This window comes from Legionella sp. PATHC039 (genome assembly GCF_026191275.1).
In the GTDB taxonomy this organism is placed as follows: domain Bacteria; phylum Pseudomonadota; class Gammaproteobacteria; order Legionellales; family Legionellaceae; genus Legionella; species Legionella pneumophila.
Genome location: NZ_JAPHOP010000001.1, coordinates 2,413,872 through 2,438,488 on the forward strand (window position 1 = coordinate 2,413,872; position 24,617 = coordinate 2,438,488).

Genomic DNA, 24,617 nt, shown 5'->3' on the forward strand with positions numbered 1-24,617 from the left:
GTCACACCTCTACCATCAATTGATAATGACTGCGCCGACCATCAGAGGAGCAAATTAATTTTGCGCCTAAAGCCTCCGCTTCCGAGCGTTTCAGCAAGACATACCCTTTCTTGCTTTCAACGGCAACGCCATGCCAAGGGGTCATCCAGCTTTCATTTCCTATTAACCGAATCCCTAATTTTTTTGATCCGCAAGTTTGTGGATGAATAGACAGCCGAACTGCCTTGGGAAAGTGTTCGGAAATGAGCGCACTCCAGGCGTTGCTTCTTCTTATGACCTCATAGGCTTTAGAACGAGATTCTTTTTGGATAGCAGTACGACTTTTGGTTTGACCGGCATGCATGGCATCTTCAAATAGAAAACGCGTGATTCCGCTATACATACGGTTGGCTTCTTGCTCATCGGGGCTTGCTGAGGGTTTTGCGCCATTACGGATCTTTTGTTTAAGGAAATCCAGGGACTGTCCATAGCTTTTCATGAGTTCGTCACGCATTTGTACAAAATGAAAATCTTTATAAAAATAATCAAGATTAAAAATGGACAGGTCTGCAAGGGACATTTCTTTTATAAGCCTATCCAGCTCAAGCTGGTAGGCTGTGACATCACTCTCATTCATTCCAACCACATCGCTAAAAACCCTTCCATCGGAACACAGAATAATTTTAATTCCCGGCGTATAAAAATTTTTTATTCGCTGACAAAGTGTTCCCAAAAAATTAAGAGAAAGGCGTTCCGCATGATCTGGCAGGGGCCCCAGAACTTTTTCAGGGTTGGGAGATTTTCCCGGGAAGGCCGGCAATATAAAAGTAACCGGCTCATTTTTATTAACTGCCGAGATGATTTTTGGCAAATGGGGTGAAGCGCACTTTTGGCATCCGGTGTCGCATAAGCTAATGGTTTCCGGGACACGGCGAAAAATCATTACTTTAGCTAATATTCTTTTGGCTACCCCCATAGCAGAATCACTATCGGGTGATTTTTTAAGTCGATAATCTTTAGGGTAATGATTCTCTGTAATTAAAAACGCTGTATTCTTCATTTTCCTTCCCTCCTGAAAAAGAGAGTACAGATCTTCTACAAATAATTAAAATGATTTATTTTAATTGTTGTGATAAATTTTACTTATACCTAAAGTGGAGTTGATGAGTTATGTCTTTATTGTTGGATGATATAAGGTATTTCATAGCGGCCAGCGATACGCTCAATATGACAAGAGCTTCTGAAATTATTGGAATATCTCAACCTGCGCTTAGTTATTCTATAAAGAGATTGGAGAACAAACTTGGTGGATTACTATTTATCAGGCTTAAAAATGGAATCCAGCTTACAAAACTTGGAGAGGAGTTTAAGCGGCGCTCTCACCGTCTATTATATGAATGGGAGCAGGTGCAAAACATAGCAAACCCTGAATCAGGTTTTGTTCAGGGAAACTATACTATAGCCCTTCACCCTTCCGTTGCGCTTTACACTCTCCAGTACTTTATGCCAAAACTGCAAGTGAACTATCCTGGGCTTGGCATTAATTTCATTCATGGTCATTCAAGAGAGATGACTGAAAAAGTGATAAGTTGGGAAGCCGATTTTGGTATTGTTGTGAACCCCATACAACACCCTGATCTCGTTATAATAAAGCTGTCTACGGATGAAGTGACAGTCTTTTATGCCAATGATGCACAAAACAAACTGATTTATGATAGAAAACTTGCCCAATCACAATACATCCTTAAAAAAATTGGCAAAAAAGTAACTTTCAATGGCGTAATTAATTCTACCAGTCTTGAAGTTGTAGCCAAACTCACAGCCTTAGGTCTTGGGTATGGCATTCTACCTACGAGGGTCACCTATCCCTACAAACACCTTAAAAAATTACTCAATGCGCCTGTGTTTAGAGATGAGATTTGTCTTGTCTATCGACCTGAAAAACATAATAATCCTGTCAGTAAAAAAATCATTCAACTTATCAGATCATCCATAAGCAATGATAATGATTTTGATTAATTCAGCTATTACAATGATTTTTGCTTATTTTTGAGGTAATAGAATTTATTGCAAAAAATATAAAATACCGAAATTGATTGATAATAGACCATTGTTTTTCAATTTCAGTATTTTAAATTTGATGCCCTTTAGGATAGTGTTGGAATATTATCAACAGCTTCACCCAAAATGGCTGGACTTGGAGAAATACTCTGAGTGAGTTTTTTAATAATCACTATATTCTCGATGCCTTCTTTCTGCCTTTCCCATTGTCCGTCGGTAAAACCATAGCTTTTCAAAGTATCATCTTCTATTTTACCGTAGGATCTTGCCTCGTATAATATTCCTGGTTTTGTCGACTTGGTAAATCTTTTATCTGTATCCACACTCTTTAGAGAAAAAAATGAGGTATTAACAACACTTGTTTGGGTTGGTTTTTCGGGTTTGCTTTCTTGGCCTAATAACCTTGTTAAAGTTGAAACAGGCTCAGAATAACCCGCAGCATCTTGACTGCATGTAAAGCCGGCTTTTTCTAAAACGTCTTTTGCTGAAATGCCATATTTTGTTTCATACTCTGTAACATCGAGGCTATCAAATTGAAATACAAGATTAACTGTCAAATATCCAATTTCCCTCACTCTTCCATTGCGTTGAATTCTTGCCATTCTGAGATCATTCTCAATGTCATAATTAGAAAGAGGAGACCATAAACCAGGCATATCAGCCGTCATTTGCATGCCATATCTCTTGGTTTTTATTCCTTCTTCAGTCTTTTCAGCAGCTTCAAATAAGGCACGACAGACTGCTACTTCATTATATCTTAAATTTTTTATGTAAAGCGTTGTCATTAGATAACCCCATTTATTGTAAAGCAGGCATTTTATCCATTTTTGCTCAAAATAAAAGCGTGTTTACCGATTGGACTTAATGAAAACGCATTAATTACTCCCGCATATCAATATTTTATATAGCTCCTATACAAATAAATCATTTTTGACACAATGCAAAACTACCTAAAATAAATTTTAATTTTTTCAGAAAATAAATAATTTAGGTTATTCACTATGAAAGCAAAATACGACCCCACAGAGCCTGGGCTCCAAAAGTTACCTCCTGAAATCAAGGTAATGATTCTTGAGTTTCTTGATGCCAAATCAAAACTTGCTCTTTCACAATCAAATTATGGTTGGCGTGATTTAATTCGACATCTGCCAGAATGTACCAAAGAAATAACGAATACATTATTTCGTCTTGATAAAAAACGCCATCATCAAGAGATAGCACAAATGATGTCAGGAAGAGTTACAGCAAGTTCTATGTCTAAGCTATTTGAAGAATTACTATGTTCCAGCATACTTTCGTCCTATGTGTTTTTAATCCTCTTCGCATCGCAAAAATCTGTAGCGCTTATAGAAGTCTTAACTGTAATCCTTTTGTTTGCTGCAATCACTTCTCTTGCCCATGATCTGGTGGATTATTTTATTGAGAGTGACACAAAAGCTGAGAAACAGCATGCACATCGCCGTGCTTTTCAATTCTTTGCCCAACCCAGTCAAAGTGCTGTACAACAAAACTCGGAGGAAGAGAATTTAAGCGCTGATCCCAAGGCCTAGCCATGTGAACCATTGTAGTTCGGGTCTTGGCCCGATATTTACCGAATGCCTCTACTTAATTCTTCGATATTTATTATATTTACAACCTTATTTTGATCCTCCACTCACCCGAATATCACTAGCAACGAACTAAACAGAGTGTTATTCTTGGTTGTAGTAAAAGATCAATACGTCTCACTGCTATTAAGTTAAGAATTAACTTCTTTTTGCCTGATACAAGCATCTTGCTAACGAAGCTATTATTCTTGTCGAGGCATTTTGAAAGAGGACTAATGGATTAGCCATGTATGTTTTTCGCCGTTTTTCGAAGCATATTATTACTTTTCTCCATTCGCTTGAGCTCGCGTTTCGATTTTTAGGCCATTTGGTTGATAGCACTATCAAAGCTATTTTTGGCAAACTGTCCATCGTCTGGCCTAACACACTTGAAATGATTTACTATTCTGGAGCGCGGCTTGTTATTCTACTGAGTTTTATTGGTATATTATTAGGCGCTACTGTTTCACAAACGGTTTATGCGCTCTTAAAACCTTTTCAGCTACATCAACGAGTACTTCCCATTGTTCAAAATATTTTAACCCATGAAATATTACCGGTACTTATTGGCTTCATTTTATGTATCCAAGCCGCCTTGCATATGGTTAACACCCGTTTGGAGCATTACCAGGAGAATCCAGAGGCAATTATCCTTGCTCAAGTATTACCAATCATTGTAGGTATGAACATTGCCTCCTTACTGTTATACGTTTATCTTGTATCCGCTATTTTTTTTAGTTTTTATCTCACTTTTCATTTTATGCTAGGGTTTACAAACAATGAATTTTTATCCTATGTTGTCAGCTCGACAACCTTATTTGATCTGATATACTCGGTCGTTAAGACATTGATTTTATGCATCATAGTTGGGTTGACTTCTGGTTATTATTACTATGAAGCATCTATTAGACATATTTATTTGAGAAAAGCAGTTTCTCGAATTTTAACGCGTGGCTCATTCTGGCTGATCATTGCCAGTATGTATATTACTCTTACGTTTTAGGGACGACGTGCATAACGAACGATTCTATACATTAGTAGGTATTTTTATAGTAGGCGCCCTATGTTTAATGATTCTAGGCGGTACTTTTTTTTATATAGAATACAAACGCGCACAAAAACAAACTTTTGTCATGTTTTTCAAAGGCTCTTTAAAAGGGCTAGTCACCACTGCCCCAGTAACCTATCGAGGTGTGAAGATCGGTGAAGTCAAAGTCATAGAAATCACTGAAAATAAAGAGCACAGTAAAGTACTTATTCCTGTTTACGTCCAGTTTTTTGTCGAGAGAACCTATGGTTTTAGCCAAGACCCTATTCACCTGCTTATTGATAATGGGTATGTAGCAAACATCACCAAACCAAACCTGTTAACGGGCGTTGCTGAAATTGAGTTGATTAAGCCAACCCCAGCGGTAAAATATAAACAAACATACTATCGTTCTTATCCTGTTTTCCCGACTCACAATTCGGCTGAAAAATATACATCTATGGAAGAAGCGTTTGAGGCCGCGAAAAAGGCTTTTGAAGACGTCAGTGAATTAGTTCGCTCCAAAGAAATTCAAGATACTTTAGAGGCGATACAAAAAGTTTCTGAAAATTTAGGGCAACTAGCCTCTAGTCTAAACCAAGATGTGCCCACTGTTGTTGCTTATTTAAATCAAAGCTTAAAACAAATTACCAGTGCAGCTTACTCCACTCAAAATTTGACAGATTATTTGTCTCGATATCCTGAATCTTTACTTCGAGGCAAAAGATGAAAAACAATAGGCATTTTTTAAAATTCTATTGCATCAGAGATCTGAGTTGGCTAAGTAGTGTTCGAACCTCTTTTATATATTCCCCCTTTGAGAGCATCGCATCCTCGCCTTTTTCTAGCTATATTGAGCTTCGAAAGAAACCTGTGAAGTTCCTGTTAATCTTGCTCATTGCCTTAACACTCTGCGATTGTGGTCGAAGCAAAGAAACTCAATTTTATTTATTAACACCTATTTCCCCTCAAAAAAACAGCCGTAACTCCTATAATCATTTACAGATTGGTGTTGATGAAGTGAGTATTCCTGATTATATGAAAAAACCTCAATTAATGATTCACCAGACACCTCATCACCTAACTCTCGAAGAGTTTAACCAATGGGCTGGGGCCTTGGATAAGAATATTACTCTTGTATTAACTACTAATCTTTCAACTTTAATGCCAGGAGTAGTAGTTCAGACCTCACCTTGGAACAATAAATTCCACCCGGATTATCATCTTCAAGTAATGATTTCACAATTTGAAATTGATATTCATGGTAACAGTATTTTAAGAGCCGAATACCTTATTTACCGAAAAGAAGAGTTAATCTACAAAGGAAATGCTTATTACCATATTAAAGTCCATTTAATCAGTATTGAAACGCTTGTGCAGAGCATGAACACGAACCTTACTCATTTAACTGAAGAAATTGCACGGTTTTTTATAAAAAACACGACTAAGTAATATACTCATGTCTTCAAATCAAGAAAAATTATTTTGATTGAATTCAGCTATTATAATGCTTTAAAGGCATTATTTTATGGGATAACAAAGAGACTTCATGATTGGCAAAAATAAAACGCCAAAAGAAACGACGGTCCAGAAGATCCAAGCAAAAAATGTTGGATGAAAAATCCAAACAGAGTCAACTCAAAACATTAACAAAAACCCCTCTATCTCATGATAGTGAGTAATAAGTACACTAGGGTCTCAGTCGATTTTTTCAAGTTAAACAGTCTCTGATTTGATAATTATAAATACTGAAATATCTTAATTGAAATATTCATCAAATTTATAAATTCTGAATTCATTTTGTTACAACACGAGATTAGTTATGATATTGATTAATTTATAAAAAAATAGTACAATTAAAAATCAATGTAATTTCTATATAAGCGTTTTATTATGCTCGAAATGAAAACTTATCGTCTGAAAAATTCCTTTCCTGATCAATTAAATCTAACAGAAAGATCAAGAAGATTATTCAATGAGGGAGTACCTGGACAAGGTTATATAGGTATATTGGATATAACCAATGGGGAAGTTCATCTGCTTCCTGCATTTAATAAAGATGATAATAAATCTCGATTAAATAAATATAATAAATTATTTTCAGATTATTTGGACTCACAACAACCTCTGCATACGATGAGAAGCTACCTCCATGAAGATGCTGCTAAACATCTTGGTTTAAGTCATCTTGGGGGACAATCTGGTAAACTTTTAGGATTTTCAGTTTGGAAAGATCATGAAGAAAATATTGAAGAGTTTCTGAATAGATCCACTTCTCATAATAAATTTGTGTTAGAGCATTTTCTTCTTTATAGGGAATTTTATAATGATAAAGTTTTTTATCATAGCGCGCATTTGCTCGAACTTCATATTGAATTACCAAGAGAAATTTCTCAGCAAATTTATGATTGCTTAACCCGGGACTTAAACTTGCCTCATGAAGATGTTAGAGTAAGTAAGAGAGTTAATGAGCGAGTTCGACAACATTTTACTGTAGAAGACAGTTACTTTGGTGACTTCTCCAGTAAATATTTTTCAGCAAACCCTAATGATCATGATGATAAATCAGTCTGGACTGGATTTGAATTTTTAAAGTCACTAATTGATGGCAATAGACTATCAACACTGGAATTATTTATTAAAGAAGCACCTTGCATTTTGAGTGGTAGGACTCCAGAAACCCGTTACATCAGAGACCCAAATGCTGTAGAAACAGCCTTGACATACGCTATAAAAAATAAGAAATATAAAGCAGCCAAAATCATTCTTGAACATGGAGCATCGTGGCAAGATGATCCCGCTGTCAACAATAAAATCATCTATTTATTAAAACAACAAATTGAATCTAATCCCCAAGGTGCTACAGGAGCTCAAGAGTTATTGCAATTTATAAAAGAGAAAAACTCTTTAGAAATAAAGAAATTCTTTAACTCGCCTCAGGGAAAAGCAATAATTACCTATGCAGAGCAAAATAATAAAATGAATGTTATTGAAGAAATACTCTCTGATTGTGAATTTTCATGCGTAGCCCTTATAATATCTAATCTTAAATCAGAAGAAATGATATTAAAACTTACACAAGGCACAAATTTTCTAGGTTATTCAATATTTTCTTTTTTTGTTACTCCAGCTCAAACAATAGATGCAAAGAAAAAGGAGGCATTAAATAATATTCTAGAACAATTAGATACCTATAAACTTGATGCAATAGACACATTAGAAGATCAAGATCCAAGTATCAATAGCTTAGTTGCGTATAAACCCCATTAATTCGTTTATAAATTTATATTTGTTTGTAATTTGTTTGATTTATTTGTCATGTGATTCACAAAATATTGTATATATCCTGATCTAATTGTTTGTTAATTTTTCATTATGGTACTATCATAATCATATAGCTATAGCAAATAACTATTGATGGTTGTGTATTATGCCAAAACTTGAAATGAAGGCATATAGCCTCAAACATCCTTTCCCCGAACATCTGACTTTAACTGAACGTTCCAAGAAATTGTTTGAAGAAGGTTCACCTAATCAAGGATATATAGGAATTTTAGACATATCTACAGGAGAGATACATTTATTACCATCATTTAATAAAGATGATGGTAAAGAGCGATTAAACAAATATGGAAAAAAATTCTCAAAATATCTCGAGTCACAACAACCTCTAGGGACTATGACGGGTGATCTCCACACTTATGCAACAAATGCTCTTGGTTTAGGTTTAAAAGGAGGTGTTAATGGGCAGCTTATGGGATTTGGTATATGGAAAGACGATGAGGGGAATATAAAAGAATTTCGCAACAGATCTTCAAGCCAAAATATGTTCTCAGTAAAGTATAATGAGTTTTATAGAGAGTATTATAACGATAAGGTATCACATCATTCTGCCCATTCATTAGCACTTCCAAGAGAATTACCACGAGAAATCTGTCAAGAAATTTTCGATTGCCTAGCAAATGGTTTAGGTTTTCCAACCGAAGAAGTCAGCAATAGCAAGCGTGTTCATCCAGAAATTAGACAACACTTTATTGTCGAAAATGATTATTTTGGTGGCGATTTTTCCCCTAAATATTATTCAAATGAAGAAATGGAAGTTCTGGGTAAAGACGTAACTTTTGGATTCAGTTACCTATTTGAGCTCATAGATGGCAATAGGTTGAAAATGATTGAGTCATTTATCAATAGTACACCATGCATACTAAATGGTAGAACACCAGAAACAAAGTACTCAGTTGATGCAAGTATAGCTGAAACCGCTTTAACTTATGCTATCGCAAATAAAAAATATGACGTAGCAAAACTGTTTATTGATAAAGGATGCTCATGGCAAGATGACCCAATTATCAATAGGAAAATTATAACCTTGTTAAAAAATCAAATTAGTAGTAATCCTGAATATACACAACAAGCCACAGCACTTCTGCAAATTGTTCAAAGTAAAAACCAACATGCTATAGAATCTCTTTTAGAATCACCAGTAGGGAATGATTTAGTACAGTTTGCCAGTAAACTTAACAAAAGCGCGCTAATAGTCGGTTCTAACGCAAATAGTGGTGATTTCTGCTTACAGGACTTTAAAAACTATCTTAAATCAGAGGAAATAAAACTCGAACTAACGAAAGGCACCAATTACTTTGGATATTCATTTTTTAAACCTTTTGTAAGCGCTGAATATACTGTAGACCCAAGTAAAAGGCAGGAATTGGATTCTATATTGAGTAGATTAGATACACCTCTTGATTTGGATCTGGGCACTGAACATACACAATACTCTCCCCCCATTTAATTGATTATCAGCCCACTAATCCAACCTTAATTATGATAATAAAAGGCAATATTAGCCACTTAATAAGCAATCTGTTACCATATAAGCTCATCATCTTTTTCTAGCATAAAATGCTGCCTTGTAATGCCTATACTTTAAATTGTTCATGGCCCTCTCTCTTAAAACTAACGGAAGAGTCCATTCTGCTTTTTAATGAAGGTTTACCAGGACAAGGTTATATAGGTATTTAGATACAACAAGCGGCAACAATACTAGGCCTTAGCAAACTTGGTAGCAAATCAGGAAAACTAATGGGATTTAGTTTATGGAAAGACAGAGATGGAAATGTAACTAACTTTTTAAACCGTTCTTCAACACACAATCCTTTCTCAGTAAACTATCATCCACTTTATAGAGAATTCTTTTGTAATAGAGTCTGTAACCATAGTGCGCATATACTCGAATTCCCTACAGAGCTGCCTTTTGAGATAAGCCAAGCGATTTTTGATTGCGTTTTACTTGGGCTAGGTTTACCGAAAGAACAGATTGGTAATAGCCCAAGGGTAAACCCGGAAATACAACAACATTTTGCTGTTGAATATGATTATTTTGGGGGTGATGTATCAGAAAAATACTATTCTCAAATCGAAGCAGAACGAGATGGCAAAGAAGTAAGAATTGCATTTGAATTTTTGCATGATCTAATTGTGGGTAGCAGAATAAAAACTATTTCTAAATTTATCAATCACTGCCCTTGTATTCTATGAGATGGCCACGAATACTTTCAAAACAACTGATGAATATAAAAAAATGTTGGACGACTTTCGTTGTGCAAATGAATTGGCATCTTCCAAAATTAATGGGTCTAAATAAAAGTATCAGGGATCAAGAGCTAACCTGCATTTAATCCGATTGATAGCAAAAAATGATTTTAATGAGGTTGTTTAGATAAACTAAATAACCGAATTAATAACTTTTTTTAACGAAGAGATTGGGGGTTTCGTCCTATTTAGTTCGACTTGGATAAAGGAAAGACTTGACACTACTCACGCATCTTGCAAGCGATGCATTCAAAATTCAATTCTTGGAAAGCAGGATACAATCTTTTTATATTATCAGGTTCTAATCTTCGAGAAGTAGATAAGACATATTTTTGCATTGCTTTGAATTTGCTTTAGTATTTAGTGTAATCATTAAATTAAACTCGGCGTCAATATGGCAGGAACAAGTTTATTAACACTGATTGATGATATTGCAGCGTCACTAGATGATATTGCTGCCATGACTAAAGTGGCAACTAAAAAAACAGCAGGCGTATTGGGTGATGACTTGGCACTCAATGCTGAGCAAATAATAGGCATACATGCGAGCCGAGAATTACCTGTCATAGGAGAAGTGGCCAAAGGATCTGCTATTAATAAATTAATATTAATTCCCTTAGCGATTTTAATAAATTTTTTCGCTTCATCTCTGGTGGGTATCCTATTGATTTTGGGTGGATTGTATTTGTGTTTTGAAGGTTTTGAAAAAATTGTAGAAAAAATTTTCCATAAAAAAAATGAGACTGCAAAAAATAAACTGGATTTACAAACCATCGACATGCACCAATTTGAAAAAGAAAAAATTCGTGGGGCGGTACGGACGGATTTTGTATTATCGGCTGAAATTATTGTCATCACATTAGGCACGGTTGCAGCAACATCCTTGGTTAACCAAATAGCGGTATTAACTTTGATTTCATTAATTATGACCATTGGTGTTTATGGTTTGGTTGCCTGCATTGTGAAATTGGATGATCTGGGCTTCATTTTACGGGGAAAAAAGCACCTGCTTAAACAAATTGGAATTCTTTTGATTGGCACAGCACCAGTACTTATGAAAATGTTAAGCGTGGCAGGAACAATTGCCATGTTTTTAGTAGGAGGGGGTATTATTACTCATCAAATAACTGCCATTCATCATTTCACAGAAAATCTGTCTGCAATGATGTCTATAGGAATTAATTTTTTTATAGGAATTATTTCAGGTGCAATTACGGCTGCTCTATATTTTACATTCAAGAAGATGAAATCAAAATTTAAGCTATTGAATACGAAGTAAGTACTATAAGAGTCGAAATCCATTGTAAAATCAAAGTAACTTTGCATTCCATCATTCAAATGACTATAGTTAAACAATGATTTTTAAACACCAAACCTCATCAAACGACTCTTTTTTTGCGATTTATTTTGGATTTTAATACCACACTATCAATAGGAGATAAGCATGATGCCAGATATCAAACATTACATTAAACCCATGGTTTTATTTTCAGGACTATTGGTTGCTCCTTTTGCCATGGCCGAAGCAACAAAAGCCGAGGAAACCTCTACTGTAAAATTAAGTACTATTCTTCAACAGTTGTCTGACCAGGGGTATAAAAACATTCATGATGCTGAAATTGACGATGGCGTATTGACTGTCGAAGGCAGCAATGAGCAAGGCGTTAAGTTTGAAATTCAACTTGATCCCGCCACAGGCAAAATTTTCAAAAAGCAAGAACATCCACAACCAAAATATTCAATCATAGACATTACCAAAAAAATTGAAAACGAAGGTAAATTCAAAATCATTGAAATTGAGTTTGATGAGGGTGTTTACAAAATAAAAGGTGAAACAGCCAGCCACGAAAAAAAGGAACTGCATATTGATCCCAATACCGGGGAAACCAAAACAGATAATTAACTCCACATGAAAGAGCAAGTCTTTCCTTTCCCTTAGTACAACCAATTATTTGCCTAAGGAAAAGGGAGATGCTTGCCCTACTCAACCACTTTGCTCTTCTGATGAAGGAGTTAAATAACGGCTGGCCCAGGCAGCAATAACCTCTGCAGCATATTGGGAGTCCCTTTTGTCACTTAACAAATGATCAGCCTTATCAAGACTGATAAAGCTTTTTGGATGCTTGGCGGCTTTATAGATTTTTTCGGCCTCTTTAATTGATACCACTTTATCTATGGGGGAGTGCAAAATGAGTAACGCTTTACCAGCATCACTATTAATCGTGTCCTGATACCGATCAATATCTTGCAGAAATTGTTTTTTGATAGTAAACGAGCGTGGACCAAGCGTAACTTGAGCTTCACCATCAGACTCTATTTTACTTAAATCAGCAGAAAAATGGTGCTTAACGTGGTGGGCACTGGCAGGCGCGCCAATAGTGGCTATTGCCTTTACTTCAGAAATATTCTTGGCTGCAAGCAGTACAGCGGCACCTCCAAGACTATGACCTATCAGCAGAACAGGAGCTCGATAATGGGATCTTAAATAGTCAGCAGCAGCAACTAAATCTTCAACATTTGAAGAAAAATTCGTTTCTGAAAAGGAACCTTCGCTGCTGCCTAAGCCTGTAAAATCAAAGCGTAACACCGCAAACCCATTTGAGACCAAAGCACTGGCAATTCTGCTTGCAGCAGCTATATCTTTACCGCAGGTAAAACAATGAGCAAATAAAACATAACCAAGACATTTCCCAGTCGGTTCTTCCAGTTTCCCTTCCAGCTTCAAATTGTTACTATAAAAATGAACGGTTTTGTACATTGCATATTCCTTAGTTATCTTGATTAGGTGCTCATACAGAACATTCAAATCTGTTTATAAATCCTTTTTCTTGCTCTGGAATTAATTTGATTGATTACTGATCCAGAGTTTGGATATTCTGGCAGTGTTCACATACTAACAAATATAGCCATATTTAACCCCACTTCCCAATTTATTTCGAATATTTATTAACCTTTTTAGCAAGCAATGATATAAAACTCATACTTCCTTCTACCCAGCTACCAGAAGCGACAATATGGTAAAGTTACCAACCTTATCGCAAGGAGAATCCAATGAAGAATATTACGGAATCAAGGGTCAAGGAGCTTTCCCCTTTTCTTATACTCCCCTTATTTTCGCTAAGGAAAAAAGAAAGACCTACCCCCTATTTCCTTACATCAAGCTTATTTGATCCCTTATTCCGCCGTAAATTTTTAATTTAAAAACCATATAAAAATTGATGGCTTGTTATTTATGAACAATGTAGCGCCCTGATGATTTGTAAATAATTAAATCTATATGTATAGTAAATGCTCATTTGGCATGGTATAATGGCAACCTCTTTAATCGCGCCGAGAAATAATTATGCAAGAACAATTTGAATTTCCCTTTGATGAATTACCCAAAGACATAAGGGAAACAGAAATTGGTCAGTATTTAAAGTTACCTGATTTTGCCCATCTTATCCAAAGCTCAAAGGCTAACCAAACTCTATTTAAACCCCTGCTGGATGAGCAAAAACTACCTACATTTCTGCACAGGGCAGTCCGACGAGAAGATGATGCGGTCCAAAAGATACTGATAAATGACCCCACTTTACTCTCTAAAAGAGGAAAAGTCACCGACTGTTCAGGTCGAACTTTCGAGAACATCAGTGCTTTTGAATACATGCTTTGGGCCTTGGATAAGCATGGTTGGACGATGCTTCTTGAGTGTATTCCTAAAACCAAGAATAACGAGGAACTCGTTAAAGAATTATTAGCACAATACAACAAGGTGAAAAATGAAGGAGTGACCTATACACTCAACGGAATAAAAATCACGGAACAGCATTTTGATTTTAAAAATACCATTATTAAAGAACTGCAAGACCAAGTGGATGCGAGTAATGTGCCCAACCCCAATTGGGATTCCATTGATAAACAATGGAGAGAAGGGGTGGGCGGCGCGCAAAAGCTTTTTCCTATGCATGTCGTTTATGAATACTGCTCGGACGAGCCTTTTGACCCTGTACCGAAGTTTAAGTCAAAACCCAAGTCATCCAGCCAGTTTTATAATTGGATAACTAATAAGCTTGAAAGTTGGGTCTCTTCTGATTCGTTGTTGGGGGGTGAATTTGCAATATATAAAGCCGCCGGGGAGGTGGCGCGGGCGGGGGCCGTGGGCAGTCGTTTGCTGGTCCGCGCCTCGTGCGATTTAGTCGCCATGAAGGCATTATACGAAATAAGAACAAGCGATTTTATCGTACTCAAATCAACACTCGAAAATTTACTCAAGCCGGCTGTTAAGCTGGAACACAAGGATATAATCAAGGGGGCATAATTTTTTAATGTGCGCTGCATGAAGCTGTGTGGCATACGCTGCCACATCAGCGTCCCAGCAGGTCTCTAAAAACCATAAAAGTACGTCTGGATACAACCAGTGTTTTGATGTTCTTACCTACCACAAACACCAACGATGCATCTATGCAAAAGAGGCTGACCATTCGGATGGAACATTGCATCTACCCCTCCCGCAACACTTTCATCAGGCGCTGGTTACACCGATTCAAGCGCTTCTCGCTCTGCACACCGCTTGAGCCTTGAAGGTGATAACAGTTGGGATTCATGACAAACGGGAAGGTCGCTTTGAGTTGGTGCAACAAGATATTCTGCAATACTCTGTCAGTCAGATGGAGTTGGTCCATCATTTCATCGGGGAAATAATGGCGCCTAAGAAAACGGGCTGTATAAGAACCATCGATTAACGAGCGTACGCCTTGGGTCAACCAAACCTCTTGTTCCCGCGCCAGAAAATGTATGTCGTGGTTATGAGGGGCGTGGTGCTTTTGCCTATAGATTTTGGCAAACAATTTTTGACCTATATCCAGCATCAAAGCCATGTTCCAGCGCTTCATACCCCACTTAACCCCATTTCCATTGCATTGATGTATTTGCTTCGTAAAAAAATGCGCAGCATCTCTACTATCATCGCAATTTTAAAACAAATAAGGGTAATGAATAGGCCTGTATTACTTTCTTTGTATGGGGATGAACTTGTATTGTTGGATTGCAGCTCTTAATTACAGATTCATTCCAAAAAAATTTATTCAGATAGGCTTGACTCGGATCGGCTTATCTTATCTTATACTTCCTTTTGGAAATTAGGATATGACAGCATCGAAATAGGATGTAAAGCGATTGGATCATTTGGGTTTAATCTCTGGCTTTTTGTAAAGAAATAGGCCTTGAAAGCTGGGGGAATAAGCACTTTCCCAAGGAGTCTCATAATAGCCATATCAGTAACGGTCAGCTTTTTGTTGCGATGCTTCTCAATCGCCTTGGATTTGTGAGTCCTACTCGCATGTATACCCTGAATATTTCAAGGACATCCCCACAGAACGCTTACTGGGGAAGGGTATTTTATCCGAGCATATTAATGATGATGTCCTAGGGCGATTTTTGGACAGCTTTTATGAGAAAGGTGTTTCCTGCCTTTACCAGGAACTTGCCCAAAAAGTAGTTTCGCACTTGCAACTACCCTGCTCTAGCCTAAATTTGGATAGTAACAGTTTCCATCTTGATGGACAGTACCATCACGATCTTGATGTGGTAGTGACCAATATGATGGAGAGGCAAGAAGTTTTGCTTAATTGTATGGGTAAAGCGTACCAGGAGTTTTATTTATGAATATAAGCATGAAGGTTGTTTTAAATTTTATACAATATGTGATTTTAATAAATTCTGAAAATTACTGCGGGATATAGGATTGGTGAGAGATCTGAGCTGAAATGCAATGGTAAAAAAAATTTTTAAACTGACTTAAAATGCATCAACTGGTGAATTAGTGATAAGTACACAAAAGATAAAGAAAGCATTATTAAAACATTCAAAAGCCCACAAAAAGAAAGGGCCCAAAATTAACCTTGACCAATCCTATTACATTGGAAAAATCGCTCAATATAATATTGATGGACTCATCGAGTCCACAGACATTTTTATAAAACTTATTGACGATTGTATTTCCTCCCTTGACCTGGATGACAGCAGTAAGTTTGATTGCCTACTTATCCAATTAATAAGAGATACTCAACATAATGGAAATAAAAACTTTATTCTTTCACTTATTGCCTTGCTGAACAAACATCTTGCTCAATCTGCCAATGAAAAATTGATTCTGCTATTATCCGGATTTTTTTCAGTCTATGAAATTCATCAGGTTCATTTATCTGAACCAGTTAAAATGAAGTTAAAGTTAACAAATTTCCTGGATCATTATTTAAACACTCAAGTTTTTGGTGCTTCCGACCAGCAGACTCACTCAAAAACTGACAGATTTCAAGACCTTCCAAGTCATCAGCAACAATTATTAATTAAGCTGGCAACAAAAGGTTTGTTAACCAATTTACCGCAAGATTTTATCAAATCACTCTACTCTAAAATGAGCGATGAAAATGCTAGTTTACTTGCTTCTCTCCCTAAATTATTACCATCGAAACTTATGAAGGCAGTCATTGAAAGAATAATCTCAATGACTAAAAGTAAAAGACGAGATTCCATCTATCAAGCCTGCATATTGATCAAGGCTTACTTTCCCTTTATGGAGGAAAAGAATCAAAAACTAGTTATTCAATATTTGAAAAAAATTGTCAGTCGAAAAAACAGCCTGCTTTCCAGTGAAGATAATACTTATGACAACATGGCCTTGAAAGTTCTTGATAAGATATTGGTCCATATCAATCAAAGTCATTATAGCGATATTATTTCAATGCTTTCTGAACCTTTAAACAGGCAACTGTATTTTTATAGAATCGGCACAAATCAAAAAATATTCTACCCAGCAAGAATTCTGTTAAAACTAAGAAATCTTTGCCCTACCAATGACGCAGTTAAGATTTCATTATTAATAAAGAATTTTATAATCAATCACAATGATAGTGCACTAATACTACTTACTTCCGAATGGAATCGCCTCACCGCTAAAGAACAAAAAAAATTAGCCGAGTTGATCATCAGTAAATTAAGAAATGATAATCAAGAAAGCACCATAACAGCATTAAAAATGTTGGCCAATATTGATGATCTATCCAATATTGAAAACCAACAAGAGGAATTGTTAACATGTCTTTCTTTGTGTATTTCAAGTCCGGACAAGGAAGAAAATTCGGCGGCACTTTCTGCTCTCTCAAATTTAACGTCACTCATTCCAAAACACTGGAAATTGAAATTCCTTAATCAAACTATTGGGTTATATAATGCAAATATGCGTTATATTACCTATATCTATAAGAACAACCACCCAATGTATACAAATACATATAACTTATTCAGAGAAATTGATAAGGAAAAAGCGACTCGCGCACCAACTGTCGATAATTTTGGATTCGAGTTATTTATAATGGCAAAGTTAAGCCTTTCTTTTCCGGAAAGAGCTGCCCGTTTAGTTGGTCATTTAATGTCAGTCTTTGATTTATTTGAAGAGACAACCTTAGACTTGATTGGCTTTCGTAGTAATCTCCAATATTGGATAATGAAATCCGTTGTACTATTAGGTGAATATATTCCTAAAAAAGAATATAGGACTTTTGCAAAGGCTTTCATTAAAGAAGTCAAATTAACTAGCAATCAAAATAAAATTTTTATCTTGGCCGATTTAATAGAAACAATGCCAAAAAAATTAAAAATTACAATAGTCACTGAATTAGCGCAAACTGTGTTATTGAAAGATGAAAAAACTCTAAAACTTATACTTCCCTATGTTGAAAACCTCCCCTTCAACTTTAAAATTTATATGTTAAATTATCTGACCCATTCAAGGAGCAAGGACCTAAACCTGGGAGAACTTTTTTCTGCCCTGTGTGCCTCTTGTCGAAATGACATTATCAAACATGATCTTGAGCATGTTCGTGTTAATCAACATATCCTACCAAATGAGCTTATCGACTATATCTTTCAATTTACGCATTGCTAGGCATTAAATTGATAATGAATACCAATTTGAGCTTGATTGCTGTATACGTTGGTGAATTTTGTTGGCGCTCCTGAGGCTGGAGTATTATTGGCTGCAATAGCATTATACTGACCTGAATTCCTCACTTCTCCAATTGAAATAAAATTATAATTGATATCTATTAACAAAGAGTCACTGAGGGCGTAAAGACTTCCAATACCAAACTGCCAGGCAAATTTTGTTGCCTTGTCAGAGAACTCCGTCTGAGTAGCCGCTGGCCAGTATATGTTCGTTGTTTTGTTATAAGCAACCCCGGCACCAGCCATAATATAAGGGTTGAAATTCATAACGGAAAAATTAGGGCTAGATAAATAGCCATTGAGCATATAAGTGTAGTTATCAAAATGTCCCGTTGCTGTTTCAGGAGCATCATCGGTTACAGCAAAGTTAACATCCGGTCGTGCCTGCACAGTTATCGCCGTCCGCACATAATCATTAAAACGATACCCCAGACCAAAACCATATCCCCATTGATTGTCGATAGACGCTTCAAGTGCCGAAATGTTTTGTGGTCCAAAAAAGGAAGCAGTATACGCATTGTTATAATGAAACCAATTGTAGTCCAGCATCGCTTGCAGATAAAAACCTCTTTTTTGAATAGTACCCATCTCCCCTGCGAAGCATCCAAGGCTTATTCGCTGTCTGTATGCAAACTCTACCCAATCTTGTGCTATCTGGGTTTTCCAAATCACCAATATCTATAATTGACTGAATACGTTACTCTTACAGGCATTTACATTTTTACCATAAGCTCAAAATGCCTTAACAGGATGTTCTCTCCATATCCGCATGACTTTCCGGGTAGTTTCTCTAAATAAAGATTAAATTTAAATTATCATCCATTTGAAATAGAGCCAGGAATGCTATATGTTTGCCAGATATTGATTTATTGCCCAATCATTATCAAAATCATGAAAACGTACCGAAAAGAACTATGGTTTAATATCCCGGAGCGTATGGGATTTATTAATATCACAGATAAAGTCATTGAATGCTTAAAGGAAAGTAGTATTCAGGAAGGTTTAATATTGGTCAATGCCATGCATATCACCGCTTCCGTATTCATCAATGATGATGAAAGCGGCTTGCATCAAGATTATAAAAAATGGCTTGAGCAAATAGCACCCCACGAACCTATTAGGCAATACCGCCATAATGACACCGGCGAGGATAATGCTGATGCCCATATCAAACGACAAATCATGGGGCGAGAAGTGGTCGTCGCTATTACAGATGGAAGACTGGATTTTGGCCCATGGGAGCAAATATTCTATGGTGAATTTGACGGCCGCCGTGATAAAAGAGTCCTTGTAAAAATTATCGGTCAATAAACCAGGACTCGAAGGCATCATGGGTAACTTAAGAATAAAAGGTCGGGCATTTCTTTATTCTCTAGTAAGCCATGCTTCTAATTCTCGCTGAGAAAAAAGGAAATAGTCGACCATACTCTAGTCGGCTTTCATGGATTATTTCGTCGGTAAGTCCTATTTTCATTAATTATCTTTCTTGATTCTACTAGAGATTCATTTTTTCCATCCCAAAAACTAAAAAGTGATGGTAAGCGACGTATATTGATTGCTTTTGATAATTCGCTGTTGCTATTGTTTAATTCATTATCGACATCAAGGCCTTTTTGATAACAAGTTCGAAGCGCCTCCAAAATTTTATTGAGCTTCGCCTGACTACCTATCCAGTAAGGATTGTAACTTTTACTTCCTGCTTCCAGGCGGTTGATGACATGCAACAAGGTTATATGCTTACTGTAGATGGTTTTAAGATTCTCGCAAGACAGATCTTTGCGGGAATTATAAATCTCACCCTTTGTTCTGGTTTCTGATTCTGCTTTGGCTCTGGCAGTTCTCCTCCGTATTTCTGGATGAAACTCATGATTAAGTGCGCAATATTCGATTGCAGCACCCTCATTTTGAGTTCTCAAAATATATACGAAATTCGCTGCATGAATGATGTTTTGTACACTTGCATTAACAAGTAAAAATGCATAGTTTCCATTTTCTTTTCCCCAATTGGCATGGGGAACAAGTAGCCCCTTACCACTGGCTGTTAACTTTCCATTGCTGTCGGTCACTTGAAAGTGATTGGATTGAGATGAATAATTAACCCAACTTGATTTTGCAGGCTCATAGTACAGGACTTGCCAATGACCTGCCCCCCCTTGAGTGCCGGTACGGAAAAAATAAACACTGCTTTTATTAAGAGTCGCCAGATCCTTTTCCAACGTTTCCTGATTTTTCCCACTTAGCCAAAGTGTTTTTTCTTCGTCTGGACTGAACATAAAAGCAGGACCCAGGTCAATTTGAATATCTTGAACAACTCTAGTGTATTCAAAATCAAGATCACTACCTAAAATCAACTGAGCAGCTTTCTTTATCATCATTTCTGCACAATTTTGGTTTAAAAATAATTCAACTTTTAAGTTCATTCGAAAATACCAGTCATTTATGGGTTATTATTGTACAAAATAATCACATAAAAAGCAACTGATTACTTAAATTGTAGAGCAATCCCAATATTTGAGTTCCCTGTAAGACAGCAGAAAGGAACAAAGCAAGGTGGGAGAAATCTTACTCCTTTCCTTGCCAGTCAATCCCGCCCTATGCTTGATAGTGAAAGAAGAAAAAATTGACTCTGTGGCCTGTTAAGGATCATGTCCTTGCATCAATGCCCCCAAGAGTCGTGTTAAAATGTCAAAGATAGAAATTCCGTATAAAACAGATTGATTGAAATTGGTTATGAAAGAAAAGATAGTGAAACAATTGAAATTGTTTCTTATATATCTGTTGAGTTATTGGCTATTAAGCATTATTTCATGCCTCATCGTGTTAGGTTATGAAGATTCACTGCGCATACTGCATGCCTCGCCAAAATCAGATCTCAGCGGTGCTTTATTATTTTTCTCTTCATTTATTGCCGCCGCTTTGTTGTTTGTTTTTCGATACAAGACTTTTTCAGAATAAACCTCCAGAGTCTTCTATTTTTCATTTGTAATCGCTCCCTTGTTCTTGCCTTGGAAAAAAGAAACCTGCCTCTAATCTATTGCCCGATTTATTTATTCCCCACAAAAATATATTTTACAGTTAAATGTATCATTTTATATTAAAATGCCATATTATATGTTTTTTGGAGAAAATATGGGTATAGTAAAAATTTCTGACGAATTGCATGAAGCAACCAAACTGATGGCAAGAGCTATGAGTCGGTCAATCAATTCACAAGCAGAATATTGGATTAGAATAGGAAAATTGGCGGAAGAGAATCCATCCATCACCTATACTGACATTCTTAAAATTTTAGTCCATCAAGCTTCATTAAGTGAAATATACGATGTTAGTGAAGACGCCTGAAGAAATAAAAAAAATGCGCGTTGCGGGGCAATTGGCCGCATCCGTAGTTGAAATGATAGAGCCTTATGTCATTGCAGGTACCAGTACCAAGGAGCTTGAACAAATTTGTCGTCAGTATATTGTCGAGGATTTGAAAGCGATTCCCTCGACGTTAAACCACTATGGGTTTCCCGCATGCATTTGCACTTCGATAAATCACGTGGTATGCCATGGCATCCCCTCCGAGAAAAAACTTAAAAATGGCGACATCATTAATATTGATGTGACTGTACAAAAGGACGGTTATATTGGGGATACCAGCAAAATGTTTCTTGTTGGCAACATAAAGCCATTTGCTAAAAAGTTAGTAGAAGTTACCCAAGAATGCCTATACAAAGCTATTTCAATAGTTCGCCCAGGGGCTCATCTCGGAGACATCGGAAACATAATCCAGACACACGCAGAGCAACATGGATATTCGGTAGTACGAGAGTTTGGTGGGCATGGAATTGGTAAATCCATGTGGGAAGATCCCCACATTATGCACTTCGGCAAACCAAATACCGGATTACGATTACAAGCAGGAATGACTTTCACTATTGAGCCAATGCTCAATTTGGGCCGCAAAGAGGTCAAGACTTTAGGGGATGGTTGGACTGTTGTCACAAAAGACCATAAATTATCTGCACAATGGGAGCATACTGTTTTAGTGACCGATAATGGACATGAAATACTGACCTTAAGAACGGATGAGCATCTATAGAAATCTCTCCTCTTGCTTAGTAACTAATGTTCCCCCAAGCCTCGCGACGGAAAACATATACTATAATCAAACTAAAGGAAACCCAGTCAATCAAGGGAAATAGTATGCCTTGCGAAAAGTGCGATTCAGCGGCAACCTACCATTTATCGGGAACCTACCAGTTACTTATCTTACCCCCACGAGGTCATTGCTATTCAAAATTATTAAAGCATTTAACCGAAAATAATTTTGATATCAATAAAAGAGACAGCGGCATTATCGAATTATTATTTACTGCTGAGAGGGCACAAGACATAGGTCATGCACTGGAGCAATGTTATTCACAAGCGGAGCTTGAGGACAGCAAAGCAGTTTTGTTGCCAATTGATATCGCGGACAGAAACGTAGAGAGAGTACTCAATCATACGCACTCATTAAAAAAAATTGTGGGGCTGTGTTTGTCTCAATGGCTGGTTGGACTCATTGAAAATCAGGGGCTCTCAACCTTCTGCCAGCCTATTTTGCATAATACCACGCTCAAACCCTATGGGTTTGAGTGCCTGCTTAGGGGAAAGCAGGATAATAATATACTGCCTTCCTCTGATTTATTTGGAGCAGCAAAATCGAGCGACATGCTTTTTTTGTTAGATAAGAAAGCTCGTATATGCCACATTGAGAATATGAGCAAAATTGACATCGCTGACAAAAAAATCTTCATTAATTTTAACCCAACTGCCATTTACGATCCCCTTTTTTGCTTGAGAACAACGAACCAATCCTTAAAAAAAACGTCCATCAAACCTGCACAAATTGTATTTGAAGTCACTGAAAGTGATGAAGTAAAAGATAAAAAACACTTGTTAAAAATAATAGATTATTACAGAAATCAAGGTTACTGTGTCGCCCTTGATGATTTGGGCTCTGGTTACAGCTCTTTGAATTTGCTTACCGAGTTACAACCTGATTACGTTAAACTTGATCAAGAATTGATTAGCCAGATTCATGCAAATGAATTCAAACAAATCATATTGGAAAAAATATGTGAGATGGCTACCAAGCTAAAGATAAAAATAATCTGCGAAGGCATAGAAACAGAAGATGAGTTACAGATTATAAAAAATTATGCCATCGATTTTTATCAAGGTTTTTTGTTTGAGAAACCTATGCCTTACGAAAAAATACCCGACTATATCAAAGCAAGCACATAAAAATGGATTGGCTATTGGATGTATAAAAAATGCTTACAAACATTGAAAGAGCAAAACTTCAATTAATTGATGAAACCAGCGATATGGTCATTATAACCAAAGCAGAACCACTTGATGCGCCTAATGGTCCGGAAGTGGTTTGGGTGAATAAAGCCTTTGAAAAAATTTCAAAATATAAAGCCAATGAAATTATTGGCCAAACACCACGCATCCTTCAAGGTAAAGAAACCAATCAAAACACGTTAAAAATGATAAAAGAAGCAATTAAAGCTCAAACGAATATCAATGTGGAGTTATTAAACTATACTAAGGATGGAACAACTTATTGGATTAATTTTTCAATAGTATATTTGAGAGACGGTCAGGGTAATTTATGCTATTTAGGCGCAATAGAAAAAGACATCACCGCAATCAAGAATTTAAATATTCAATTATCTGAAAAAGCAAAGACCGATCCGCTTACCAATGTTTACAATCAGGAAAATTTCTTCATCGCAGGGAATGAAGCCGTTAAAAACTTTCATCAAAACCAGGAAGCCGTTGGATTATTATTTTTCGATGTAGATGATTTTAAAGGAATAAACGATACCCAAGGGCATATCTATGGCGATAAGATACTAAAAAAAGTTGCCCAGGAATCTTTAAAGCTTGTCCGTAAAACGGATAAAGTATTTCGATATGGCGGCGATGAGTTTGCTATTATTTTTTCAAGCATTGATGTGAAAATCCTGGAAAGAAAAGCACAACAGCTACAAAAAAAGTTAGCAGAATCTCACATCTCCGTGAGCATTGGAGGGACTATTTCAAAGCAAAGTGACAAATCGATAAACACCCTCTTGGCGAGAGCGGATGAAGCACTCTATTACGTCAAAGCCAACAAAAAAGGGTTATTTTTTATCAGAGAGTAATCACATTTTGACGCTGCCAAATTGCAAGGAAATTTAACCCAGAGACATTCAATTCAATGATATCGACCTTTAAACAATTCTTTTATGCCATGAAAAAATAATTATTTTCAGTTTTAACCAGGCTTCTCTCAAAAGTCATTTTGCATAATCATATGTTACATCATATTGTTCCTTAAAATTATTGAGGGTGAGTCTGACTAAAAATCT

Annotated in this window: 26 protein-coding genes and 2 pseudogenes; 22 read left to right on the top strand and 6 right to left on the bottom strand. The window is 36.5% G+C overall.

Going from position 1 to position 24,617, the window contains the following annotated elements; genetic code table 11:
• Position 1: 1 nt before the first annotated feature.
• Entirely contained in the window at positions 2–1,039 is a 1,038-nt protein-coding gene (locus OQI99_RS10995) for an isocyanide synthase family protein (RefSeq protein ID WP_265731957.1), read from the bottom strand.
• A 110-nt stretch (positions 1,040–1,149) separates the two neighbouring features.
• Here OQI99_RS10995 and OQI99_RS11000 point away from each other — a divergent pair, with 110 nt between their 5' ends.
• Positions 1,150–1,998, top strand: a complete 849-nt coding sequence (locus tag OQI99_RS11000) for a LysR family transcriptional regulator (RefSeq protein WP_265731958.1) — start codon at positions 1,150–1,152, stop codon at positions 1,996–1,998.
• Between the two features lie 128 nt (positions 1,999–2,126).
• Here the strand turns inward: OQI99_RS11000 and OQI99_RS11005 are convergent, their stop codons facing one another.
• On the bottom strand, positions 2,127–2,852 hold the full coding sequence (locus OQI99_RS11005; RefSeq protein ID WP_265732368.1) for a lpg0172 family Dot/Icm T4SS effector: 726 nt from the start codon (positions 2,850–2,852) through the stop codon (positions 2,127–2,129).
• A gap of 189 nt (positions 2,853–3,041) precedes the next feature.
• Here OQI99_RS11005 and OQI99_RS11010 point away from each other — a divergent pair, with 189 nt between their 5' ends.
• The 10 genes and pseudogenes from OQI99_RS11010 (at position 3,042) to OQI99_RS11050 (ending at position 12,148) form a co-directional block, all read left to right on the top strand.
• The gene (locus tag OQI99_RS11010; RefSeq protein WP_265731959.1) at positions 3,042–3,590 is read left to right on the top strand and encodes an F-box protein; all 549 of its coding nucleotides are present in this window, start codon (positions 3,042–3,044) and stop codon (positions 3,588–3,590) included.
• A 283-nt stretch (positions 3,591–3,873) separates the two neighbouring features.
• The gene (locus OQI99_RS11015; protein WP_265731960.1) at positions 3,874–4,629 is read left to right on the top strand and encodes an ABC transporter permease; all 756 of its coding nucleotides are present in this window, start codon (positions 3,874–3,876) and stop codon (positions 4,627–4,629) included.
• 67 nt (positions 4,630–4,696) lie between these two features.
• Entirely contained in the window at positions 4,697–5,383 is a 687-nt protein-coding gene (locus tag OQI99_RS11020; RefSeq protein WP_322783718.1) for an MlaD family protein, read from the top strand.
• On the top strand, positions 5,380–6,105 hold the full coding sequence (locus OQI99_RS11025) for a PqiC family protein (RefSeq protein ID WP_322783702.1): 726 nt from the start codon (positions 5,380–5,382) through the stop codon (positions 6,103–6,105). The genes OQI99_RS11020 and OQI99_RS11025 overlap by 4 nt, the downstream gene beginning before the upstream one ends.
• A 101-nt stretch (positions 6,106–6,206) precedes the next feature.
• Positions 6,207–6,335, top strand: a pseudogene (locus OQI99_RS16205) (peptide chain release factor-like protein); the annotation flags it as partial.
• 220 nt (positions 6,336–6,555) lie between these two features.
• Complete coding sequence (locus tag OQI99_RS11030) at positions 6,556–7,923, top strand: hypothetical protein (protein WP_265731963.1); 1,368 nt, start codon at positions 6,556–6,558, stop codon at positions 7,921–7,923.
• Positions 7,924–8,083: 160 nt separating this feature from the next.
• The gene (locus tag OQI99_RS11035) at positions 8,084–9,445 is read left to right on the top strand and encodes a hypothetical protein (RefSeq protein WP_265731964.1); all 1,362 of its coding nucleotides are present in this window, start codon (positions 8,084–8,086) and stop codon (positions 9,443–9,445) included.
• A gap of 290 nt (positions 9,446–9,735) precedes the next feature.
• Positions 9,736–10,191: a hypothetical protein gene (locus OQI99_RS11040; RefSeq protein WP_265731965.1), complete on the top strand. Its 456-nt coding sequence runs from the start codon at positions 9,736–9,738 to the stop codon at positions 10,189–10,191.
• 448 nt (positions 10,192–10,639) lie between these two features.
• The gene (locus OQI99_RS11045) at positions 10,640–11,524 is read left to right on the top strand and encodes a DUF808 domain-containing protein (protein ID WP_265731966.1); all 885 of its coding nucleotides are present in this window, start codon (positions 10,640–10,642) and stop codon (positions 11,522–11,524) included.
• Positions 11,525–11,692: 168 nt separating this feature from the next.
• Positions 11,693–12,148: a PepSY domain-containing protein gene (locus OQI99_RS11050; RefSeq protein WP_322783719.1), complete on the top strand. Its 456-nt coding sequence runs from the start codon at positions 11,693–11,695 to the stop codon at positions 12,146–12,148.
• Positions 12,149–12,229: 81 nt separating this feature from the next.
• Here the strand turns inward: OQI99_RS11050 and OQI99_RS11055 are convergent, their stop codons facing one another.
• A complete protein-coding gene (locus OQI99_RS11055; protein WP_265731968.1) occupies positions 12,230–13,003 on the bottom strand; it encodes an alpha/beta hydrolase family protein in 774 nt (257 codons plus the stop codon).
• Between the two features lie 293 nt (positions 13,004–13,296).
• Between OQI99_RS11055 and OQI99_RS11060 the strand changes: the two genes are divergently transcribed.
• Together OQI99_RS11060 and OQI99_RS11065 are read left to right on the top strand one after the other, a co-directional pair.
• Positions 13,297–13,446 carry a hypothetical protein gene (locus OQI99_RS11060; RefSeq protein WP_265731969.1) on the top strand — a complete coding sequence of 50 codons (150 nt, stop codon included), beginning with the start codon at positions 13,297–13,299 and terminating at the stop codon, positions 13,444–13,446.
• A gap of 142 nt (positions 13,447–13,588) precedes the next feature.
• Entirely contained in the window at positions 13,589–14,545 is a 957-nt protein-coding gene (locus OQI99_RS11065) for an F-box protein (RefSeq protein ID WP_265731970.1), read from the top strand.
• A 181-nt stretch (positions 14,546–14,726) separates the two neighbouring features.
• Here the strand turns inward: OQI99_RS11065 and OQI99_RS11070 are convergent, their stop codons facing one another.
• Positions 14,727–15,119 carry a hypothetical protein gene (locus OQI99_RS11070; RefSeq protein ID WP_265731971.1) on the bottom strand — a complete coding sequence of 131 codons (393 nt, stop codon included), beginning with the start codon at positions 15,117–15,119 and terminating at the stop codon, positions 14,727–14,729.
• Between the two features lie 323 nt (positions 15,120–15,442).
• Between OQI99_RS11070 and OQI99_RS16255 the strand changes: the two are divergent.
• The 3 genes and pseudogenes from OQI99_RS16255 to OQI99_RS11080 all read left to right on the top strand — a co-directional run.
• Positions 15,443–15,654 (top strand): annotated as a pseudogene (locus OQI99_RS16255) (DUF4277 domain-containing protein); the annotation flags it as partial.
• A gap of 9 nt (positions 15,655–15,663) precedes the next feature.
• The gene (locus OQI99_RS11075) at positions 15,664–15,891 is read left to right on the top strand and encodes a hypothetical protein (protein WP_265731972.1); all 228 of its coding nucleotides are present in this window, start codon (positions 15,664–15,666) and stop codon (positions 15,889–15,891) included.
• A 703-nt stretch (positions 15,892–16,594) separates the two neighbouring features.
• Entirely contained in the window at positions 16,595–18,172 is a 1,578-nt protein-coding gene (locus OQI99_RS11080; RefSeq protein ID WP_265731973.1) for a hypothetical protein, read from the top strand.
• Here the strand turns inward: OQI99_RS11080 and OQI99_RS11085 are convergent.
• On the bottom strand, positions 18,169–18,903 hold the full coding sequence (locus OQI99_RS11085) for an outer membrane protein (RefSeq protein ID WP_265731974.1): 735 nt from the start codon (positions 18,901–18,903) through the stop codon (positions 18,169–18,171). The two genes, OQI99_RS11080 and OQI99_RS11085, sit on opposite strands and share 4 nt — an antisense overlap.
• Positions 18,904–19,122: 219 nt before the next feature.
• Here OQI99_RS11085 and OQI99_RS11090 point away from each other — a divergent pair, with 219 nt between their 5' ends.
• A complete protein-coding gene (locus tag OQI99_RS11090; protein ID WP_265731975.1) occupies positions 19,123–19,542 on the top strand; it encodes a secondary thiamine-phosphate synthase enzyme YjbQ in 420 nt (139 codons plus the stop codon).
• Positions 19,543–19,670: 128 nt separating this feature from the next.
• Here OQI99_RS11090 and ravD read toward each other — a convergent pair whose 3' ends face one another.
• Complete coding sequence (gene ravD / locus OQI99_RS11095) at positions 19,671–20,651, bottom strand: Dot/Icm T4SS effector deubiquitinase RavD (protein WP_265731976.1); 981 nt, start codon at positions 20,649–20,651, stop codon at positions 19,671–19,673.
• 310 nt (positions 20,652–20,961) lie between these two features.
• On the opposite strand from ravD, the gene OQI99_RS11100 reads away from it, so the two are divergent.
• From OQI99_RS11100 to OQI99_RS11120, 5 genes are all read left to right on the top strand, one after another.
• Positions 20,962–21,186 (top strand): hypothetical protein, encoded by a 225-nt coding sequence (locus tag OQI99_RS11100; protein WP_265731977.1) that lies wholly within the window; start codon positions 20,962–20,964, stop codon positions 21,184–21,186.
• Positions 21,187–21,360: 174 nt separating this feature from the next.
• Positions 21,361–21,573, top strand: coding sequence for a ParD-like family protein (locus tag OQI99_RS11105; protein WP_265731978.1), 213 nt, complete (start codon positions 21,361–21,363; stop codon positions 21,571–21,573).
• On the top strand, positions 21,554–22,315 hold the full coding sequence (map, locus tag OQI99_RS11110) for a type I methionyl aminopeptidase (RefSeq protein WP_265731979.1): 762 nt from the start codon (positions 21,554–21,556) through the stop codon (positions 22,313–22,315). Before OQI99_RS11105 ends, map begins: the two co-directional genes overlap by 20 nt.
• A gap of 104 nt (positions 22,316–22,419) precedes the next feature.
• Positions 22,420–23,502 carry an EAL domain-containing protein gene (locus OQI99_RS11115; protein WP_265731980.1) on the top strand — a complete coding sequence of 361 codons (1,083 nt, stop codon included), beginning with the start codon at positions 22,420–22,422 and terminating at the stop codon, positions 23,500–23,502.
• A gap of 29 nt (positions 23,503–23,531) precedes the next feature.
• Entirely contained in the window at positions 23,532–24,410 is an 879-nt protein-coding gene (locus OQI99_RS11120) for a GGDEF domain-containing protein (protein WP_265731981.1), read from the top strand.
• The last annotated feature ends 207 nt before the right edge of the window (positions 24,411–24,617 follow it).

What these genes read in the sequence shown, in the direction of transcription:
- OQI99_RS11055 (WP_265731968.1), bottom strand. Translation starts at nt 13,003, where the DNA reads ATGTACAAAACCGTTCATTTTTATAGTAACAATTTGAAGCTGGAAGGG.
- OQI99_RS11090 (WP_265731975.1), top strand. Translation starts at nt 19,123, where the DNA reads ATGAAAACGTACCGAAAAGAACTATGGTTTAATATCCCGGAGCGTATG.
- OQI99_RS11120 (WP_265731981.1), top strand. Translation starts at nt 23,532, where the DNA reads ATGCTTACAAACATTGAAAGAGCAAAACTTCAATTAATTGATGAAACC.
- OQI99_RS11010 (WP_265731959.1), top strand. Translation starts at nt 3,042, where the DNA reads ATGAAAGCAAAATACGACCCCACAGAGCCTGGGCTCCAAAAGTTACCT.
- OQI99_RS11100 (WP_265731977.1), top strand. Translation starts at nt 20,962, where the DNA reads ATGAAAGAAAAGATAGTGAAACAATTGAAATTGTTTCTTATATATCTG.
- OQI99_RS11105 (WP_265731978.1), top strand. Translation starts at nt 21,361, where the DNA reads ATGGGTATAGTAAAAATTTCTGACGAATTGCATGAAGCAACCAAACTG.
- OQI99_RS10995 (WP_265731957.1), bottom strand. Translation starts at nt 1,039, where the DNA reads ATGAAGAATACAGCGTTTTTAATTACAGAGAATCATTACCCTAAAGAT.
- OQI99_RS11030 (WP_265731963.1), top strand. Translation starts at nt 6,556, where the DNA reads ATGAAAACTTATCGTCTGAAAAATTCCTTTCCTGATCAATTAAATCTA.
- OQI99_RS11065 (WP_265731970.1), top strand. Translation starts at nt 13,589, where the DNA reads ATGCAAGAACAATTTGAATTTCCCTTTGATGAATTACCCAAAGACATA.
- OQI99_RS11060 (WP_265731969.1), top strand. Translation starts at nt 13,297, where the DNA reads ATGAAGAATATTACGGAATCAAGGGTCAAGGAGCTTTCCCCTTTTCTT.
- OQI99_RS11020 (WP_322783718.1), top strand. Translation starts at nt 4,697, where the DNA reads ATGATTCTAGGCGGTACTTTTTTTTATATAGAATACAAACGCGCACAA.
- OQI99_RS11000 (WP_265731958.1), top strand. Translation starts at nt 1,150, where the DNA reads ATGTCTTTATTGTTGGATGATATAAGGTATTTCATAGCGGCCAGCGAT.
- OQI99_RS11050 (WP_322783719.1), top strand. Translation starts at nt 11,693, where the DNA reads ATGCCAGATATCAAACATTACATTAAACCCATGGTTTTATTTTCAGGA.
- OQI99_RS11045 (WP_265731966.1), top strand. Translation starts at nt 10,640, where the DNA reads ATGGCAGGAACAAGTTTATTAACACTGATTGATGATATTGCAGCGTCA.
- OQI99_RS11040 (WP_265731965.1), top strand. Translation starts at nt 9,736, where the DNA reads ATGGGATTTAGTTTATGGAAAGACAGAGATGGAAATGTAACTAACTTT.
- OQI99_RS11025 (WP_322783702.1), top strand. Translation starts at nt 5,380, where the DNA reads ATGAAAAACAATAGGCATTTTTTAAAATTCTATTGCATCAGAGATCTG.
- OQI99_RS11070 (WP_265731971.1), bottom strand. Translation starts at nt 15,119, where the DNA reads ATGAAGCGCTGGAACATGGCTTTGATGCTGGATATAGGTCAAAAATTG.
- OQI99_RS11115 (WP_265731980.1), top strand. Translation starts at nt 22,420, where the DNA reads ATGCCTTGCGAAAAGTGCGATTCAGCGGCAACCTACCATTTATCGGGA.
- map (WP_265731979.1), top strand. Translation starts at nt 21,554, where the DNA reads ATGTTAGTGAAGACGCCTGAAGAAATAAAAAAAATGCGCGTTGCGGGG.
- OQI99_RS11015 (WP_265731960.1), top strand. Translation starts at nt 3,874, where the DNA reads ATGTATGTTTTTCGCCGTTTTTCGAAGCATATTATTACTTTTCTCCAT.
- ravD (WP_265731976.1), bottom strand. Translation starts at nt 20,651, where the DNA reads ATGAACTTAAAAGTTGAATTATTTTTAAACCAAAATTGTGCAGAAATG.
- OQI99_RS11035 (WP_265731964.1), top strand. Translation starts at nt 8,084, where the DNA reads ATGCCAAAACTTGAAATGAAGGCATATAGCCTCAAACATCCTTTCCCC.